The 18256-nt window shown below is 69.1% G+C and carries 16 protein-coding genes; 5 read left to right on the top strand and 11 right to left on the bottom strand.

The features are described 5' to 3' along the window. The first annotated feature begins 75 nt into the window (after positions 1–75). Positions 76–801 (top strand): TetR/AcrR family transcriptional regulator, encoded by a 726-nt coding sequence (locus tag SHK19_RS20050; protein ID WP_322454637.1) that lies wholly within the window; start codon positions 76–78, stop codon positions 799–801. Between the two features lie 14 nt (positions 802–815). On the opposite strand, the gene SHK19_RS20045 is transcribed toward SHK19_RS20050, so the two are convergent. From SHK19_RS20045 to SHK19_RS20005, 9 genes are all read right to left on the bottom strand, one after another. Next, the gene (locus SHK19_RS20045; protein WP_322454638.1) at positions 816–1181 is read right to left on the bottom strand and encodes a hypothetical protein; all 366 of its coding nucleotides are present in this window, start codon (positions 1179–1181) and stop codon (positions 816–818) included. 179 nt (positions 1182–1360) lie between these two features. After that, positions 1361–2056: a prepilin peptidase gene (locus tag SHK19_RS20040; RefSeq protein WP_405030515.1), complete on the bottom strand. Its 696-nt coding sequence runs from the start codon at positions 2054–2056 to the stop codon at positions 1361–1363. 86 nt (positions 2057–2142) lie between these two features. Beyond that, positions 2143–4347, bottom strand: coding sequence for a hypothetical protein (locus SHK19_RS20035; RefSeq protein WP_322937273.1), 2205 nt, complete (start codon positions 4345–4347; stop codon positions 2143–2145). After that, entirely contained in the window at positions 4344–4982 is a 639-nt protein-coding gene (locus SHK19_RS20030; protein ID WP_322937272.1) for a prepilin-type N-terminal cleavage/methylation domain-containing protein, read from the bottom strand. Before SHK19_RS20030 ends, SHK19_RS20035 begins: the two co-directional genes overlap by 4 nt. After that, entirely contained in the window at positions 4973–5449 is a 477-nt protein-coding gene (locus tag SHK19_RS20025; protein WP_322937271.1) for a type IV pilus modification PilV family protein, read from the bottom strand. Before SHK19_RS20025 ends, SHK19_RS20030 begins: the two co-directional genes overlap by 10 nt. Further along, a complete protein-coding gene (locus SHK19_RS20020) occupies positions 5449–6654 on the bottom strand; it encodes a type II secretion system F family protein (protein WP_322937270.1) in 1206 nt (401 codons plus the stop codon). Before SHK19_RS20020 ends, SHK19_RS20025 begins: the two co-directional genes overlap by 1 nt. A 1-nt stretch (position 6655) precedes the next feature. Further along, on the bottom strand, positions 6656–8392 hold the full coding sequence (locus tag SHK19_RS20015; RefSeq protein ID WP_322937269.1) for a GspE/PulE family protein: 1737 nt from the start codon (positions 8390–8392) through the stop codon (positions 6656–6658). 24 nt (positions 8393–8416) lie between these two features. Further along, positions 8417–9517, bottom strand: coding sequence for a type IV pilus twitching motility protein PilT (locus SHK19_RS20010; protein WP_322937268.1), 1101 nt, complete (start codon positions 9515–9517; stop codon positions 8417–8419). 64 nt (positions 9518–9581) lie between these two features. Next, positions 9582–9932 carry a competence type IV pilus major pilin ComGC gene (locus SHK19_RS20005; protein ID WP_322937267.1) on the bottom strand — a complete coding sequence of 117 codons (351 nt, stop codon included), beginning with the start codon at positions 9930–9932 and terminating at the stop codon, positions 9582–9584. 400 nt (positions 9933–10332) lie between these two features. On the opposite strand from SHK19_RS20005, the gene SHK19_RS20000 reads away from it, so the two are divergent. The 3 genes from SHK19_RS20000 (at position 10333) to SHK19_RS19990 (ending at position 13806) form a co-directional block, all read left to right on the top strand. Next, positions 10333–11208, top strand: coding sequence for an AAA family ATPase (locus tag SHK19_RS20000; protein WP_322937266.1), 876 nt, complete (start codon positions 10333–10335; stop codon positions 11206–11208). Positions 11209–11213: 5 nt separating this feature from the next. Continuing rightward, positions 11214–12629, top strand: a complete 1416-nt coding sequence (locus SHK19_RS19995) for a vWA domain-containing protein (protein WP_322937265.1) — start codon at positions 11214–11216, stop codon at positions 12627–12629. Between the two features lie 187 nt (positions 12630–12816). Further along, positions 12817–13806 (top strand): helix-turn-helix domain-containing protein, encoded by a 990-nt coding sequence (locus SHK19_RS19990; protein WP_322454649.1) that lies wholly within the window; start codon positions 12817–12819, stop codon positions 13804–13806. A gap of 11 nt (positions 13807–13817) precedes the next feature. Here SHK19_RS19990 and SHK19_RS19985 read toward each other — a convergent pair whose 3' ends face one another. Beyond that, positions 13818–14954, bottom strand: coding sequence for a pyridoxal phosphate-dependent aminotransferase (locus SHK19_RS19985; RefSeq protein ID WP_322937264.1), 1137 nt, complete (start codon positions 14952–14954; stop codon positions 13818–13820). A gap of 150 nt (positions 14955–15104) precedes the next feature. Further along, a complete protein-coding gene (locus SHK19_RS19980) occupies positions 15105–16595 on the bottom strand; it encodes an FAD-binding protein (RefSeq protein ID WP_322937263.1) in 1491 nt (496 codons plus the stop codon). Between the two features lie 102 nt (positions 16596–16697). Between SHK19_RS19980 and SHK19_RS19975 the strand changes: the two genes are divergently transcribed. Continuing rightward, entirely contained in the window at positions 16698–18218 is a 1521-nt protein-coding gene (locus SHK19_RS19975) for a potassium/proton antiporter (RefSeq protein WP_322454652.1), read from the top strand. Positions 18219–18256: the final 38 nt, after the last annotated feature.

Raw genomic sequence — 18256 nt, 5'->3', positions numbered from 1 at the left:
CGGAGCCGATCGCACCTCACTTCGCGGAAGTCCCGCGCCCGGTCGCGGAGCTGTCGCGGGGATACAGTTCAGGCCATGCCGCAGGTGCCCCGCGTCCCCGGTCTCGACGGCCGGCAGCTGCGGTGGGCCGGTCACAACGAGGAACGGCGGCTGCACGTGCTCGAGGCGGCCATCGACCTCATCGAGGAGCGGCCGCTCGGCAGCGAGCTGCGGGTCCAGCAGATCGCCGAACGCGCCGGGCTCGTGCGCACCGTCGTGTACCGCCTGTTCAGCAACCGGGTCGACCTCAACCGGGCCGTCCAGCTCCACATCGTCGGGATGATCCGCGAGCGCCTCGACTCGACCCTGGTCCTCACCGGCAGCATCGACGACATCATCCACAGCATCGTGGGCGGCTACGTCGACTGGGTGGCCGAGCACCCGCACCTCCACGAGATGGCGCAGCGGGCGCTCGGCGACGGGCAGCCCGGGGAGCTGGATCGCGCGGTCGACCAGCTGGGCAGCGACGTATCGACGCTCTTCCAGGCCGGCGCGACGATCCTCGGTCACGAGCTGGACGACGATCAGCTCACCACGCTGGACCTGCTCGTGGTCGGCCTGCTCGGTCAGGTCCGCGGCAGCGTGAACCAGTGGGTACGACGCCCCGAGCGCACCGTCAGCCCACGGGCGCTGACCGAGATGCTGAGCCGCTGGATCTGGTACCAGATCGACGGCCAGGCACGGGAGATGGACCTGGTGCTCGACCCGACGGTGCCGGTCGACCGGCTGGCCGGCGCAGTCGGCGCGAAGGGCGCGTCCTAGGGACGACGGAGCGGCTAGCGGCCGCCGGCGCGCGGACGACCGAGGCAGACGGCGACCAGCTCGCCCGGGCGCTCGTCGTTGAAGACCGCCCAGCCCTGTTCGAAGGAGACCAACCGGGTGCGGCCCGCCTGGTCGCGGATGATGGCGGTCGCGGGGATGACGCCGGGTTCGAAGCCGGTCGTCGAGCACTGGTGCCGCTCCATCAACCGGCTGGTGGGCTCGTCCTCGGCGGAGAGATCGACCTGTGCCGCGGGCGGCTGCGGTGCGCTGAGGACGCTGGCAGCGCCGAACCCCAGCAGCAGGGTCAAAGCCGCGGCGGTGAGCGCTGTACGGAGCGACGTCGCGGCCGTTCGCAGCCATTGAATGCGCACGTCGGACACGTCGTCCCCCTTTCGCGGAGCGCCGTCGATGGAACTGTCGACCACCCGCGGGCCCAACCGCGGGTGTGGTGTTTGTCGACGCTCTGTCAACGAGCAGACGCGCGCCGGGTCACGAGTTCATCGCCCCTGGTTGAGGTGCGAGGGAGCTCTCGAAACAAGGCCGCGGCCGGCCAGCGCGATCAGAACCCGATGGAGTCCAGGTAGTAGTCGCCGAGGTAGCCGGCACCGAGGACCGCCGTCATGCCTCCCAGGATCATGAACGGGCCGAACGGAAGCGCGGTCTTGCGCGCTGCCCGTCCGGCCGCGATCAGCATCAGGCCGGCAAGTGCACCGAACAGAAATCCGAGGAACGCACCGACCAGGAACGTGCCCCACGACAGGTACGCGGACATCCCGCCGACCACACCCGCGAGCTTGACGTCACCGAACCCCATCGCGCCAGGCGCTGCCAGGGCCACGAGAAGGTAGAACCCGAAGAGAGCTGCAGCGCCGATTGCGGCGCGGAGCAGCGCATCCGGGTCGGTGTCGATCGCGAGCAGCACGGCGAGGACGGGGTACGACGGCAGCACGATCACGTTGGGCAGCCGCTTCACGTCCAGGTCGATGAGCGCCAGCGCGATCCCGATCGCAACGAAACACAGGTACGCCGGCAGCGCCGACAGGTCGTTGGCGAACCGGATCGTTGTGAGGGCGAACAGCACACCGGTGCCGGCTTCGACCAGTGGATAGCGCGGGCTGATCGGCTCCTTGCAGTCGTAGCAGCGGCCGCGCAGCACCAGCCACCCGAGGACCGGGACGTTGTGCCGGTTCCGGATCCGGGCGCCGCACGAGGGGCAAGCCGAAGGTGGACTGACCACTGACTCGCCGCGCGGCACCCTGTGGATCACCACGTTGAGGAACGAGCCGACCGCCAACCCGAGGACGGCGGCGAAGATGGCGACGACGAAGGTCGGTATCTCGGTCAGCGCTTGTGGCTCCAGCTGAGGACGGTCACTTCTCGATGTGGCGGTCCGGGTGTCCCGCCGTCGTCGTGGAGTTCCACCCTAGCTTCCAGCGTGAGCTCCCCGTTGGACGTTGTGCATCCACTGGCCACACCCGGACACAGGTAGACCTCCAGCTGGACGATCGTCCGCTCGAACCCGAAGCCAGGCGAGTTGTCCGGCAGCTCGATGACCGCGCCCGGATAGCTGAACGAGCCGGTCTCGAAGACGACCAGCGACCGTGCGATCACACCGAATCTGAAGACGGACTCGTCGATGTTGTTGAGTGACAGGTCGATCTTCGCCAGCGGGACATAGCTCGTGCCCTGGATGTAGAGCGTCGTCGAGTTGCCCAGCGCCTGGATGACCGGGGCGCCACCGACAGTCGCGACCGTGTTGCCGGGGATCGCGGCGGTCGTCTGGCCGCGCAGCTGGGGTACGTAGTAGGTGAGCTCCAGCCGAACGGCATCGAGCTCCGCGGTCGCGGTGTTGCCCAGGTTTCTCGCGATTGAGGCGGTGAAGTCGAAGTTCGCACCGCTGTAACCGTTGTCGTGAATCTGCTTCTGCAGCGAGGCGTACTGCGCAGTCGTACTCGAATCGGTGGCGAGGTTGATCGTCTGCGTGGTGAGCGAGCCCGGACGCTGCAGCGTGATGGCACCGAGCGCGGTGCTCCCGGGTGTGGTCGGAGTCATGGTGATCGTCGATGCGGTGCCGGCGTTGTTCTGCGCGGCCTTGTGGCGGACGATGAGCTGTGCCCCCGTCACCACAGTGCCCTTGGGCAACGCAGTGCCGGGCGCGAATCCATTCATCGTGATGGTGCGTGACACATTGGGGTTTCCCCCGCTGGGGCGGAACCAGGTCGCGACGCCATTGCCCGGGTCCTGCAGAGCAGCTGCCGTGGCGCCAGTGAACGTATTGTCCGTGCCAGCCGGTGTCACGGTCGGCGTTCCGGACGTGGTGAGCGCCGTGCCGCCGCTGAGGGTGGTCGGCACTGCTGTCCCCGTCTTCTGTCCGTAGATCGCGATCGGCGGCCGGCTGGCGTGGTAGCTGCCGCAGATCTCGACGGCCGACGCCTGACCGTTCGCATTGATGACCATCCGGCTGTCGCCGCCGAAGATCAGTTGCACACCGTTCGCGTTGACGTCGTCGATCGGGTTGACGCACCGCCCAGGCACGGAGGTGTCGCTGGTGAGGGTGCCGGCGACAAGCGTCTTTCGGCCGCCGATCCGCCACTCGCTGCCTGCATTCCCCGTGATGTCGAAGTCGTAGAGCGGGTCGCTGCTGCTGTGGAAGTCGAAGTAGTAGGTCCCGGGCTGCAGATGGATGAAGCAGTCCTGATTGGTGTCGGTGAGCGCGTTGAGCTTGTTGACGTCGTCGTAGTAGCCGGGCGACAGCGTCACCGTGCCGCCGTTCGGGCAGCTGAGCGGCGGGGTCTGCAGGGCCGGAATCCCGGTGCCGGCGATGTCGAGATCGCTGGGGTAGTTCGGGTCCGGAGCGGCGCTCGCATTGCAGTTGACGATCGGAGCCACCATGGCGTTTGCGGGTGTGCAGCCGGTGACGGCCCGGATGCTCTCGGTCGACTCGAGGGTGCCGTTGTTGTCCCGGAAGATGTTGCTGTTGGACCAGACCCCGCCGCGTACCCGGAAGGCAGCGCCGGAGCCGTTGGTCTTGAACGCGAAGCCGTTCTCCCCGCCAGTCCCCAACGTCAGGATGGCATTGCCGGGCTTGTTGGCGTTGTTGATCGGCACCGCCGATCCCTGCTCACCCGTGGCGTCCTCGGGGGTGCATTGCACCGCGGCCGACATGACGCTCTGCGTCTCACCTGATTGCTTCGGGATCAGGTTGTCGAGGATCAGGGTGTCCTTGGGCGTCGTCGCACCGCCGGTGCCGTCGTACCCGAAGCACCCCGTACCTACCGCGTTCGTGTAGTACCACGGGTTGGGCTCGCCGCTACCCACGTTGTACCCGGTCCTGAGGTCGTTGATCGCCACCTGCGCGGCCCCGTCGGCTGCGTACGCCGCCCGCGCGACGTCGCGCAGCGTGACGGTCGCGCGGAGGCTGGTCTCGCTGTGCGTCAGGAGCGCACCGGTGACGAGCGCAACAACCGTGATGATGATGATGGCGATGATGAGGAGCGCACCCCTCTCGTCGCTCCGGCGGAATCGGCGGTGGAGTCGGCGGATCATGTCTGCCTCCGCTCGCCCGCCAGGGTGGCGGTGAGAGCCGTGCCGCCGTTGCGGTCCGGATCCCGGACCGACAGGTGGAGCTCGACGACGGTCGGCACATCGGGTGCGCTCGTGCAGGCGACATTGCAGGTCGCGGTCGGAAGGGCGTTGAGGCTGTGGGTCACCTCGAACTGGGAGTCCTTGGTGGACCCGGTGCACCGGACCCGAAGCAAGTTGTAGCCGCCGGCGTCGGGCTCGGCGACGTACGACACGGTGATCGTGGTCGGCGCCGCGGTCGAGTCGAGGTCGGTGTACTCGCTCCAGGCCAGCGTCACCACCGTGGTCGTGCCGGCCGGCATGCTGCAGGCTGGGGTGACGTTGACGGACTGCTGGAGCGGGAAGGTCTTGGTCCCGGAGTCGTAGGTGCGGACTCCGATGCTGGCGACGTCTCGCTGCCAGTACGCCGCGGCGAACTGCACGTCGTGCGACTCGACCAGTCGCGACTCGGTGGCGGCCGTGGTCTTCAGGTAGCTGATGACGACGCCGGCCAAAGCCGAGGCGATGACGCCGATGATGGCGACGTTCACGATCATCTCGACGAGGGTGAAGCCGTCGTCCCGTCGTCCGAGGGCGCGCAGGCGCCGGATCACGCGCATGCCGTCCCCGCCTCGCAGCTGCGACGCACCACGATGGTGAGCGTCTCGGTCGCCCGGCCGTCCGAGCTGGCAACCGTCAGGCGCAGCCGCTGGACACCGTCGTCGCCGCCAGGGCAGGCGGCAGCGGTGCCGTTCCCCACGAGCGGTACGGCCGCGGCTTGCTGCGCGTTGTGCCCTGCGGGGACGGTGTAGCCGACCGTGCCAGGGCTGTAGGCGTTGGCGCCGGCGCACGGCACGTAGTTGGCAGTGGTGTTGAGGTACTGCTCGATCTTCTCGGCGTACCCCCGGACGTTGGCACCGCCCGAGCTCTGCTTCCGATGGACGTCGGACGTGACCACGCTGAGCTGCAGCCCGGCCAGGATCGCAACTGCTGCGATGCTGAGGATGACGAGCGCCACCAGCGTCTCGACCAGCGACGTTCCGACATCGGAACGCGCTGCCGAGCGCAGGCGGGTGACTTCGACCATCAGATCTCCACCTGGTTGAAGATGCCGTACATCGCGGACACCAGTGCAACGGCGACGAAGCCGACGATTCCGCCCATCACCACGATGACCAGCGGCTCGAAGATCGCCGTCAGCTTCTTGATCTTGTAGTCGAGCTCGACCTCGTAGTACTCAGCCGTCACCCGGAGCTGGTCGTCGAGGGACCCGGTCTCCTCGCCGACGCGCAGCATCTGGGTAGCCGTGCCGGGGAAGAGCTGGGTCCGGGCCAGCGGTCCGGAGATGCCCTCGCCCTCGAGCATCGCGTCGGAGACCTCGCCGAGGCGCTTGATGAAGACCCGGTTGCGCAGCGCATCGGTGGTGACCGCGAGCGCCTCGGTGAGGTTGACGCCGGCGCCGACCATCGAGGACAGCACTCGGCAGAACCGCTCGACCAACGAGTAGCGGATCGTCTCCCCCAGGATCGGAACCTTGAGGATGAACGCGTCCCGGGCGTACTTGCCCCACTGGAACCGGGTGATCAGGAACCCCAGGAAGATGAAGAGTCCGAGCCCACCGGCGAGTGCCCACCACCAGTTGCCGAGGAAGTCGGTGACCGCCATCAGCATCCGCGTGGGCAGCGGCAGCTCGGCGTCGAGGTCAGCGAAGAAGTCCGCGAATTTCGGCAGCACGTAGATCGAGAGCACCAGTACCGTCACCACCGACATCACCGCGACGGCGGCGGGGTAGATCAGTGCCGCCTTGATCTTGCGCCGGGCTTCGAGGTCGCGCTCGATGTAGATCGCGAGCCGCGCCAGCACGGTGTCCAGCTCGCCGGTGAGCTCGGCGGAGCGGACCATGCCGCGGTAGAAGCCCGGAAACACCTTCGGATAGCGCTCGAGGCAGTCGGAGAACCGCTCCCCGGTCCGAAGCCCGTCCTCGATGTCGTTCATCATGCGGCGCACCGAGGAGCTCTCGCTCTCGGCGCCGATCGTGTGCACGGCTTCGAGGATCGGCAGCCCGGCTCGGAGGAAGGCCGCGATCTGCCGCGACAGGTGCATCACGTCGGCCTTCTTGATCCGCGGGCCGCTGATCTCGTACTTGAGGACGCTCGTCCTCTCCTTGACCCGCAGGTCCCGGAGCTGCTTGCCGTAGAGCGCGACCTCGGCGTCGCCGCGGCTGGTGGCCCGGGTCTTGCCCTTGACCTGCTGGCCGTCCGGTGTCACCGCGACGTAGGCGAACTTCGGCATCTCACACTCCTGCCACGTAGATGGAGCGCATGACCTCGGCGGCGGTCGTGGTGCCGGCGAGGACCAGATCTGCTGCCTGCTCCTGCAGGGTGCGCATGCCCTGGTGCTGGGCGACCTTGCGCATCTCGTCCTGCGGAGCCCGGTCGACGATCAGCTCGCGCACCTCGTCGGTGACCGCGAGCAGCTCGTAGACGCCGATCCGCTCGAGGAAGCCGGTTTGCGCACAGATGTTGCAGCCGGCCCCGTGCACGAAACCGCTCACCGGCTCCGCAGACCCGAACGTGCGAAGGAACGCGAGCTCCTCGGCCGATGGTTCGTACGGTTCCAGGCAGGACGTGCAGCTGCGCCGCACCAGCCGTTGAGCGACGACAGCAGTGACCGACGACGCGATAAGGAACGACTCGATGCCCATGTCGAGCAGCCGGTAGAGCGCGGAGACCGCCTCGGTGGCGTGTAGGGAGGAGAGCACGAAGTGGCCGGTGAGGGCCGACTGGACGGCGATCCGGGCGGTGTCGACGTCCCGGATCTCGCCGACCAGGATGATGTCGGGGTCCTGTCGCAGGATCGACTTCAGCCCGCCGGCGAAGCTGATGCCGGCCTGCTCGTTGATCTGGATCTGGTTGATCGAGTCGAAGGTGTACTCCACCGGGTCCTCGATCGTCATGATGTTGCGCTCGGGGCTGTCGAGCTCGCCGAGAGACGCGTAGAGGGTGGTGGTCTTGCCGCCGCCGGTCGGGCCGGCGCAGATCACCATGCCGTACGGCGAGTGGATCAGCCCGCTGTAGCGCTCGGCGACCTCCCGCGCCATCCCGAGCTGCTCGAGCTGGAAGAGCGGCCGGCTCTTGTCGAGCAGTCGCATGACCACCTTCTCGCCGCCGATCACTGCCGTGGTCGACACCCGGATGTCGACCTCGCGACCCTCGATCTCCATGCTGATCTGGCCGTCCTGTGGCCGGCGCCGCTCGACGATGTTCATGCCACTGAGGATCTTGACGCGGCTGACGATCGCCGGGCCGATGGAGCCCGGGAGGTCCAGCACGTCGGTCAGTGCGCCGTCGATGCGGTAGCGCACCCGGATCCGGTCCCCGGACGGCTCCATGTGGATGTCCGACGCTCGGTCTCGCAAGCCCTGGGTGATGACCATCTGGACGACCCGGACGACCGGCGCATCCTCACTGGCGCCGGCCGCGTCGAACTGGGCGGCCTCTCGCCGCAGCTGGTCGCGCGCCTCGTAGGCCTGGACGTGGCTGCCGACGTCGCGGGTAGCGCGGTACGCCGAGTCGAGTGCCCGGTCGAGGTCGCGGTGGGTGGCAACGGCGGGGACGACGAGACGACCGGCGACGGCCGCCACTGCCTCGACCCGCGGAGGGGACGGGTCGAGGACGGCGACCGTGACCGCGTCCCCATCGGTGGTGAGTGGCAACGCGCGAAGCGTCCGCGCCTGCTCGGGAGTGAGCAGAGCCAGTGCCTCGGACTCGGGCTTCACGTCGCGGAAGTCCAGCAGCACGCACTCGTAGTGGTCGGCCAGGGTGCGGGCGATGGCGTCGTCACCGACCACGCCGGCGGTGATCAGCTTCTCGGCCAGCGTTCCCGAGTCCTGACCCGCCCGGGCCGCGTCGATCTGGTAGGGCTCGACCAGCCGGGCCGCGACCAGCAGGCCGGCCAGTCGCTCGTCGTCGGCGTCGGAAGGCGCAACCGCCACCGCGGACTCGGACTTGTGCCGTCCCCGCATCTTCATGATTCCCCCTGGCGTCGTGCGTGCTTATGGAGCCACAGCGGCCGACATCCGCGGCCGGACCTCGATGTCCTTCGGATAGAGGCTGCGCGCGACGGCGTCGTCGAGGCTCACCACGCCCTGCTGCACCAAGTGCGACAGCGAGTGCTCGAGCGTGTTCATCCCGTCGCGGGCGCCCGTCACCAGCGAGTTGCGGAGCTGGTGGGTCTTGCCTTCCTTGATCAGGTTGCGCACGGCCGGGGTTGCGACCAGCACCTCGTAGGCGGCCGTCATGCCGCCGCCGATCCGCGGGATCAGCCGCTGGTAGACCACGCAGCTGAGCGCCGACGCGAGCTGGACCCGGATCTGCGCCTGTTGGTCGCCCGGGAAGACGTCAATCATCCGGCCTAGAGACTGAGCGGTGTCGTTGGTGTGCAGCGTCGCGAAGACCAGGTGCCCGGTCTCGGCGACGGTGAGCGCAAAAGAGATCGACTCCAGATCGCGCATCTCGCCGACCAGCAGCACGTCGGGGTCCTCGCGGAGCACCGAGCGCAGCGCGTTGCCGAAGCTGCCGGTGTCGGTGCCGACCTCGCGCTGGTTGACCGCGGCCATCTTGTGGTCGTGGACGTACTCGATCGGGTCCTCGACAGTGATGATGTGGCAGCCCCGGTTGCTGTTGATGAGGTCGACCAGCGAAGCCAGCGTGGTCGACTTGCCGGACCCGGTCGGTCCGGTCATCAGGATCAGTCCCTGATGACGAAGCGACAGGTCTCGCAGCACCGGCGGCAGGCCGAGGGTGTCCAGGGTCGGGATCTCCCGCGGGATCATCCGCAGCGCCACCGCGGTCAGCCCGCGCTGGGTGAACGCGTTGCCGCGGATCCGAGCATGTTCGCGCCAGGAGAACGAGAAGTCGTACTCGTGCTGGGTGTCCCACACCTCGGCTTGCGCGGCCGTGAGCACCTCGGCGAGGAGGGCGTCGGTGTCGTCGCCGGCGAGCACGGACTGGCCGGGCACCGGTGCGAGCGTGCCGTCGACCCGGATCATGGGCGGCAGGCCGGCGGTCAGGATCAGATCGGTACCTCTCGCGTCCCAAAGGGAGTTGAGGAGCAGGTCGACCCGGTCGCCGATCCGGTGCAGGTGCTGGTGCATGAGAGTTCCCCTGTGAAGACCGAAGGAGGGCGGCCTGGAGCGGCAGCCCTCCTCGGTCGCGTGATCAGCAGCCGCCGTCGTTTCCGAGAACCCCGGTGTTAGAGACCGTCGTCGCGGGGACGAGGGTCGATGCCTCGCCCGGGTCATCGCGAAGGAAGCCCTCGGTCACGAGCTGGCCGACGGTGTTGGGGTAGCTGCCGCGATCGGCGTAGCGGGCCTCGACGGCGGTCTCGACCGCACGGACCTCGGCCTCGCAGGCAGCCTGCTCGCCGTTGTCGTCGATGGCGCGAACAGAGAACACGACGACCGCAGCGAGGATGGCGAGGATGATGATGACCATCAGGAGCTCGATGAGCGTGAAGCCGTTGTCGTCGCGACGGAGGTCGCGCACCCGGTTCGTGGTGTTTTTGAGCATGACGAAATCCCCCTAAGAGAGTTGGAGTTGGAGCCCCGGTAATGGGCCGCGGTCCCGAGCGCAGCGGCGAATCACCAGTGACGCATCCCCGAAATGAAGTGGGACGCTATTTACCTTTTCTTTGCCAAGTTCCGAATCTGTGACGGCCTGCATTTCAGAGAAATAGGGCCTGATTTCTGCCGAATCCCCGCGTAGAACGCGCGATTTCACTGGTTCGAGATTTTTTCAACCGCCAATTCTCAGGACTGATAAGACGGCCTTATCGCATCGGTGCGCCAAGCCCGATACCGCGACACCTGACGGTCCTCGATCGACCCTCACCGCTGGCCGCGACCGCGTGGCCGACGAGGAACCTTTGGACGGTGCCTCGTCTCGGCGGGAGTCACGGCAGGATGGGGGCATGACCTGGTTCTCCTCCCCGACGCAGGCCGCCGATCGGCTGACGCAGGCCGGCTATCTCGCCGACGCAGCGACCGCCACGACCGCGTTCCTGGCCGGTGCCCTGGAGAAGCCGTTGCTGCTCGAGGGACCCGCCGGTGTGGGCAAGACCGAGCTGGCCAAGGCAGTTGCGCGGGCGACCGACGCGACGCTGGTGCGGCTGCAGTGCTACGAGGGCCTCGACGAGGCCAGGGCGCTCTACGAGTGGAACTACAAGAAGCAGCTGCTCCGAATCCAGGCCCAGACCGGGGCGGGCGAAGGTCTGGACTGGGACCAGACCCACGACGACATTTTCACGGAGGAGTTCCTGCTGACCCGGCCGTTGCTGACGGCGATCCGCCAGGACGAGCCGACGGTGCTGCTCATCGACGAGGTCGACAAGACCGACGTCGAGGTCGAGGGTCTGCTGCTCGAGGTGCTGTCGGACTTCCAGGTGACCATCCCTGAGCTCGGCACCGTGGCGGCGACGCGACGGCCGTACGTCGTACTCACGTCCAACGCGAGCCGCGAGCTCTCCGAAGCGGTCAAGCGGCGCTGTCTCTACCTGCACCTCGACTATCCCGACGCGGAGCGCGAGCGGGCGATCCTGCAGGCCCAGGTGTCCGACCTGGACGACCGGATCGCCGAGCAGCTGGTCGCGACGGTGGGCAGGCTCAGGGACCTCGAGCTCAAGAAGGCGCCCTCGATCGCCGAGTCCGTCGACTGGGCGCGCACCTTGATCGCGCTCGAGATCCGCGACCTCGACGAGAAGGCGATCTCCGACACCCTCGGTGCCGTCCTCAAGCACGCCTCCGACCAGGAGCGAGCCGTCAAGGAGCTACTGCTCGACAAGCGCTGACGGCGATGGCACGCGAAACCTCCGGTCTGCTCGACCGGCACCTCTCCTTCATCGAGGCGCTCCGGGCCGCCGGCCTGTCCGTCTCTCTCGCGGAGGACCTCGACTCGGTCGCCGCGCTGGGTGCCGTCGGCTGGGGCGACCGCGCGCACGTGCGCGACGTGCTCGCCGCGACCCTGGTCAAGAAGCAGTCCCAGCGCACCACCTTCGACGCCCTCTTCGACGTCTACTTCCCGGCCCTGGTCGGGGACGGGGTCTCGACAGGCTCGAGCAGCGAGGCCTCGGAGGGGGACGGCGCCGACGGGTCCGGGGTCCGCGACAACGCCGCCGCGCTGCAGGCGTTCCGCGACCAGCTCGTCGAGGCGCTCCAGAGCGGCGACCAGCAGCAGCTGCAGCGGCTGGCGGCGCAGATGGTCGGCACGTTCGGTGCGATGCCCGGCCGGGGGCCGGGCCTCTCGTCGTGGTCGGCCTACACCGCGCTGCAGCGGGTCGCGCCGCAGGAGCTCGTCGACCGGATCGTGGCGGGGCTGCTCGGCGACAGCGACGCCGACGCCCGCGAGACGGAGGTACGACGCCTCGTCAACCGGCAGGTCGGCTCTTTCACGACCATGGTCGAGGACGACGCCCGTCGCCGGATCGCGGAGGAGAAGGGACCCGACCACGTCGCCGACGTCGCGATCCGCCCGAGCATCGACAAGTTCGCGTTCACCGCGGCCCGGCGCAGCGACCTCGACGAGATGCGCCGCCAGGTCTTCCCGCTCGCGCGGCAGCTCGCCACCCGGCTGACCAAGGAGCACCACGCGCGCCGCAGGGGGGCGCTCGACTTCCGCCGTACCGTCCGGGCGTCGATCGCGACTGGCGGCGTGCCCCTGACGACTCACCACCGCCCCAAGAGACCGCACCGCACCGACCTGGTGGTGCTCTGCGACGTCAGCGGCTCCGTGGCCAATTTCGCGCAGTTCACGCTGCTGTTCGTGTTCGCGCTGCGCGAGGTGTTCCAGAGCATGCGGGCGTTCACGTTCATCGACCACGTGCACGAGGTCACCGAGCACCTGCGACCGGGCTCCGACCCGGTGGACGTGCTCGAGCGGCTGGCCGCCGCCAGCAGCTATGCGGCGCTGTGGGGCCGCACCAACTACGGCCGCGCGTTCGCCAAGTTCGAGGAGCAGCACGCTGACGCGCTCGGTCCCAAGACGACGTTGCTGATCCTCGGCGACGCCCGGAGCAACTACAGCGACCTCGAGGACGCGACCCTCCGGCGGCTGGCGGGCTCGGTGCGACGGTCGTACTGGCTCAATCCCGAGCCGGAGAGCAGCTGGGGTGCCGGCGACTCGGCGGCCCGCACCTACCGCGACATCGTCCCGATGGTGGAGTGCCGCAACCTGACCCAGCTCCAGGAGTTCGTGCACGACCTCGCGCGCTAGCCGGCTCCGCTGCCCGGGGAGGTGATTCTCAGATCCGGTAAAAGATTGAGGGATCGGGTCCGCCGATCAGGTCGCGCCTTTACTCTGCTTCAACCGTCGTGCTCGGAGCGGCTGAGCATCCCCCCGGCGGCTGGACCCGTGCAGCGTTGCGACGTCGCGGCGCCGTGCGAGGGAGGTTTGTAAGGTCATGGACTCATCTTCTGTGCGGGGCGACGACTCGTCCGGCCCGGAAGATCCGGGGGACACGACCCTCGCGGCGCGGCTCGAAGAGCTGCGGAGCGCGATCGTGCAGGACCCCGACCCCAAGAGCCGGGTCGCGCACGCGGCCACGCTCGAGCTGCTGGACCGCAGTGACCGCGCCGACACTGGAGGCTTCCCGGAGGTGTGGGGCACCTTCGCCGGGACGGCGCCCGGGCTGATCGGCGAGGACGGTTGGGCGATCACGGTCGGGACCATGGCCAACATGATCGGGCTGATCCACTTCGCCGAGCCGGTCGACTTCCTGTCGATCAGCCGACTGACGAAGCGCTACGGGCACGGCAAGATCGCCGCGGTACAGACGACGGTCGACGACCTGCTCGGCACCGGACCGGCGATGCCGGTGGCGAGCCGGATGGCGATGATCCTCTCCCTGACAGGTTCGATCGCCGAGGTGCTGGAGGAATCGGGCCTCGAGAAGGAGGAGGCGACCGAAGTCGCCGAGCGCTGCTACCAGGCGGGCTTCTGGTTGGTGCTGACCGACGTCGACCCCAGCACGCCAGGCCCTCTGCTCAGGACGCCGGAGGAGGTCGCCTCGCTGTATGACCACGGCGGCCTGCCGGCCTGGCGCGGTCAGGTCGCGATCATCGCGTCCAACCCCTGGGCGCCGTACGGCAACGAGCTCAAGGAGCTGGCGCTCGCGGCCGATCGGCCGGAGACCGTGCACGCGATCGAAGAGGCGGTGAAGGTCTACCGGTCGCGGTTCGAGCGTCGTGAGCGCGAGCTGGTCGCCCGGGAGATCCGGCAGCTGGTGGCCATGAGCGGTCTCAGCCAGCGTGAGTTCGCGGCGATGGCCGGCACGTCGGCGTCGCGGCTCTCGACGTACGTCAACGGGCTGGTCACGCCCTCCGCCACCATGATGGTGCGGATCCGGCGGGTGTCGGACCTCATGCAGAGGCGGCGCTCGGAAGGCCGCTAGGCAGCACTCTCCTAGAGAGCCCCGTCGAGGCGGTCCAGCGCGACCTCGATGTCCGCCGCCGTTCCGGCGAAGCTGAACCGGACGTAGCGCCCACCGTCGACCGTGTCGAAGTCGATGCCGCTCGCCATCGCCACCCCGGTGCGTGCCAGCACGTCCCGGGCGAAGGCCATCGAGTCGTCGGTGAGGTGGCCGACGTCGGCGTATGCGTAGAACGCGCCGTCCGCCGGCGCGAGCCGGTCGATGCCGAGGCGCTGGAGCCCCGCGAGCAGGAGCTCGCGGTTGTCGGCGTAGCGGCGGACGTGGCCGTCGAGCTCGTCGTACGACGCCGCGTCGAACGCGGCCAGCGCGGCCCGTTGCGCGAGCACCGGCGGGCAGATGCTGAAGTTGCCGGTCAGCACGTCGACCGCGCGCAGCAGCCGGGACGGGGCGAGCATCCAACCGAGCCGCCATCCGGTCATCGAGAAGTACTTCGAGAAGGAGCCGAAGACGATCGCCTCGCGACTGGTCTCCCACGCGCACCTGGCCGGCGACGACGCTTCGTACTGGATTCCGTGGTAGATCTCGTCGGAGACCAGCTGCACGCCCGTCTCCTCGCACCAGCGGGCGATCGCCGCCAGCTCGTCGGGCAGCAGCATGGTGCCGGTCGGGTTCGCCGGGCTGGCGACGACCAGCCCTGCCAACGGACCGGCCGCGTGGACCTCGGCGAGCTGCTCGACCGTCGGCTGGAAGCGGGTGTCGGGGCCGGTCGGGATCTCCACGACCTCGCAGCCGAGCGCGGCGAGCACGTTGCGGTAGCAGGGGTAGCCCGGTCGCGCGATGGCCACGCGGTCGCCCACGTCGAACGCGGCGAGGAACGCCAGCAGGAAGCCGCCGCTCGAGCCGGTCGTCACCACCACGTCGTCGGCGGCCACGTCGATCCCGTAGCGGCGGCGGTGGTGGTCGGCGATCGCCGCCCGGAGCTCGACGATGCCGATGGCGGGCGTGTAGCCGAGCGGGTCGCCCGAGCCGAGCAGCCGGACCGCCTCGGCGTTGACCGGCGCCGGAGCGCCGGTGCTCGGCTGGCCGGCCAGCAGGTTGATCAGGTCGCCGTGGCTCCGCTGCCGTTCGGCCGACAACGCGAGCAGGTCCATCACGTGGAACGGCGGCACGTTGGCGCGCTGGGCCCTGCCGAATCGACCGAAATGGTCCGTTGAATCGACAGGAATGGTCATCGCACCAGCACGCTAACCGATGCCGACGGACGCCTCACCCGGCCGGGGACGGCATCTGTGTCGAGTCAAGGGACAATTTGTGTTGATTCAACGGGCCATTTCTGTCGATTCGGCGGAGAGGCGGGCGGCGGCCAGACCGGCCCGACGACCGAAGAACGAGCCCTCGCCCAGCTGGGTGCCCGAGCAGTAGCCCGCGCCGTCCTGGGCGATGTTGGAGGCGCAGGCGCCGGCGGCGTACAGGCCGGGGACGACCGACCGGTCCTCGCGCAGCACCTCGCCGTCGACACCGGTGCGCATCCCGCCGAGCGTGAACCCGGCGTAGAGCGCGGTGCCGAGGGTGAGGTCGTAGACGCCCCACGGGCCGGTGGTCTGCGGCGCGAGCCAGTCGGGGTGCTTGTGGAAGTCCGGGTCCTCGCCGCGGGCGGCGTGCTCGTTGTACCGCGCCATGGTCGCGACCAGCGATCCTTCGGGCAGCCCGAGCGCCGCCTCCATCTCCTCGACCGTCTCGTAGCCGTCCTTGAGCGGGACCAGCGGCATCCGCTGCTCCTCCATGTGGTCACTGTCGGCGATGAGGTACGCCGTCGCGTCCGGCTGCTGCAGCACGTGGTACGACGTCCGCGCGTGGTAGCTGTCCTCCGCCACGAACCGCTGGCCGAGCTTGTTAACGATCAGCCCCTTCACCAGCGAGGACGGCGGGTAGAACGGAGCGGTGATGAACGGCTCGTCCATGTGCTCCAGTGCGGCGCCGACCGACTGCCCGAGCCGGATCCCGAGCCCGTCGTCGTAGCTGCCGCCGAGCGCGAAGAGCTTCCGGGTCAGGGCCGGCGTGTACTCCTCGAGCATGTCGCGGTTCATGACGTAGCCGCCGGCGGCGACGACCACAGCGGGGGCGAGGACCACCCCCGACTCGTCGTACCGCTTCCAGGCGACGCCGGCGACGGCGCCGTCGTCGGTCACCACCAGGTTCGACGCGCCGGTCTCGAAGCGCACCTCGACGCCGGCCTCCTCGACCCGCACCCGGAGCAGGTCCATCACGATCTTGGTGCCCTCGGTGTCGCCCGGGACGGGCACCTTGTGGCCGCGCGGGGCCGGCGGGATCTCCTCGCGGAACGGCCAGACCTTCTCGTTGCCGGTGTACATCAGGCCCTCGGTGCCCGGCTGGATCACGGCCTTGCCGGGGAAGTAGGAGCGCTCGAACTGGAAGCCCAGCGCCTCGAGCCAGTCGAAGTGCTCGACCGACCCTTCGCAGTAGAGGCGGATCTTCTCCTCGTCCGGGTCCTTGGTGCTGGCCACGAGGTACCGCGTCATCGCGTCGACGGAGTCGTCGTGCCCGGTCGCCTCCTGCACGGCGGTGCCGGCGCCGAGGTAGAAGTGGCCGCCGGACATGCTCGAGGTCCCGCCGTGGACGGCGGCCTTCTCGAGCAGCAGCACGCGGGCTCCGGCGCGGGCGGCCTCGAGCGCGGCGCAACCGCCGGCGATGCCGAACCCGACGACGACCACGTCGAACGTCTCGGTGTCGGGCGGTACGTCGTGGGCGGAGACGGTCGCGGGGATCGCCAGGCCGGCAGGCACACTCATGCCTCAAATGTAGAACACGTTTCAGTTTCGGGCGACCCAGCCTCCGGAAACCGGAGCCACTAGACTGCGAACCCGCGCCCCGACCGCTGCAGCCGAGGTGACATGAGCTTCGACGTCCACCAGCTCGACCTGTTCCTGCTGGTGGGCTCCGCCGTTACCCTTTTCGCGGTCCTCGCGGTGCGAGTGTCCTCCCGGGCCGGCCTGCCGAGCCTCCTCGTCTACCTGCTGATGGGGGTGCTGCTCGGGGAGTCCGTGATCGGCATCGGCTTCGAGGACGCCGAGCTCGCGCACGCGATCGGCTTCGGCGCGCTCGCCGTCATCCTGGCCGAGGGCGGCCTAACCACCAACTGGCGGGAGACCCGGTCCTCGGTCCGGCTCGGCCTGGCGCTCGCGACGATCGGCGTTACGGTCTCCGTCGGCGTGGTCGCGATCGGCGCCCACTTCGTGCTCGGCATGCCGTGGGAGCTCGCGGTTCTCCTCGGTGCGGTGACGTCGCCGACCGACGCTGCCGCGGTCTTCTCGGTGATCCGGGTGGTGCCGTTGCCGCGACGCATCACCGGCGCCCTCGAGGCCGAGTCCGGCTTCAACGACGCTCCGACCGTCGTCCTGGTGACGCTGATCTCCAGTGGCGCGGCGGCGGAGCACGGTCCGCTCGCCCTTGCCGGGATCATCGTCTTCGAGCTCGTGGCCGGCGTGCTGATCGGCCTCGGCGCCGGGTTCGGCGGAGCCTGGATCATGCGCAGGGTGGCGCTCCCCGCCTCCGGGCTCTACCCGATCGCGGTGCTGAGCCTGGCGATGCTGGGGTACGGCGCCGCCGCCGCCGTCCACGCCAGCGGCTTTGCCGCGGTCTACGTCGCCGCGCTGGTACTCGGCAACGCCGCCCTCCCGCACCGCGCGGTGACAAGGGGCTTCTCGGAGGGGCTGGCCTGGCTCGCGCAGATCGGGCTGTTCGTCATGCTCGGCCTGCTCCTGTCCCCGGGGCGGATCGACCTCGAGACCGTCGCGATGGCGCTGGGGGCCGGCCTGATCCTCACCGCGGTGGCGCGGCCACTGTCGGTGCTGGTGAGCTCGTTGGCGCAGCGGATGTCCTGGCAGGAGCTCACCTTCATCTCGTGGGCGGGCCTCCGCGGGGCGGTCCCGATCGTGCTGGCCACCATCCCGCTGGCGGAGGAGGTGGACCAGGCCGACCTGCTCTTCGACATCGTCTTCGTGCTGGTCGTGATCGACACCGTGCTCACCGGTCCGACCCTCCCTTGGGTCGCGAAGGTCCTTCGCGTCGCCCGGCGGTCGGAGCCCCGCGACATCGAGCTCGAGGCGGCGCCGCTCGAGCGGGTGGCCGCCGACATGCTCCAGGTCGCCATTAGCCCGAAGAGCCGGATGCACGGGGTCGAGGTCGGCGAGCTCCGGCTGCCCCCGGGCGCGTCGGTCACGCTCATCGTCCGTGAGGGGCAGACGCTCGTGCCCGAGGTCAGGACCGTGCTGCGGCACGGCGACGACCTCCTCGTGGTCACCCCTCGCAAGCTGCGTGAGGCGACCGAGCGACGCCTCCGCCAGGTGAGTGCGGGCGGCCGGCTCGCCCAGTGGTTGGGCGCGGATCCGGGCGACGACGACCGCGCTCGCTGAAGCTCGATGAGATGACTCGCCGAAGAAAGGTTTGTCAG

The sequence above is a fragment of the Nocardioides bizhenqiangii genome (genome assembly GCF_034661235.1).
In the GTDB taxonomy this organism is placed as follows: Bacteria; Actinomycetota; Actinomycetes; order Propionibacteriales; family Nocardioidaceae; genus Nocardioides; species Nocardioides bizhenqiangii.
The sequence above is the reverse complement of the archived record's forward strand: the minus strand, read 5'-3'. Positions and strand labels throughout refer to the sequence as shown.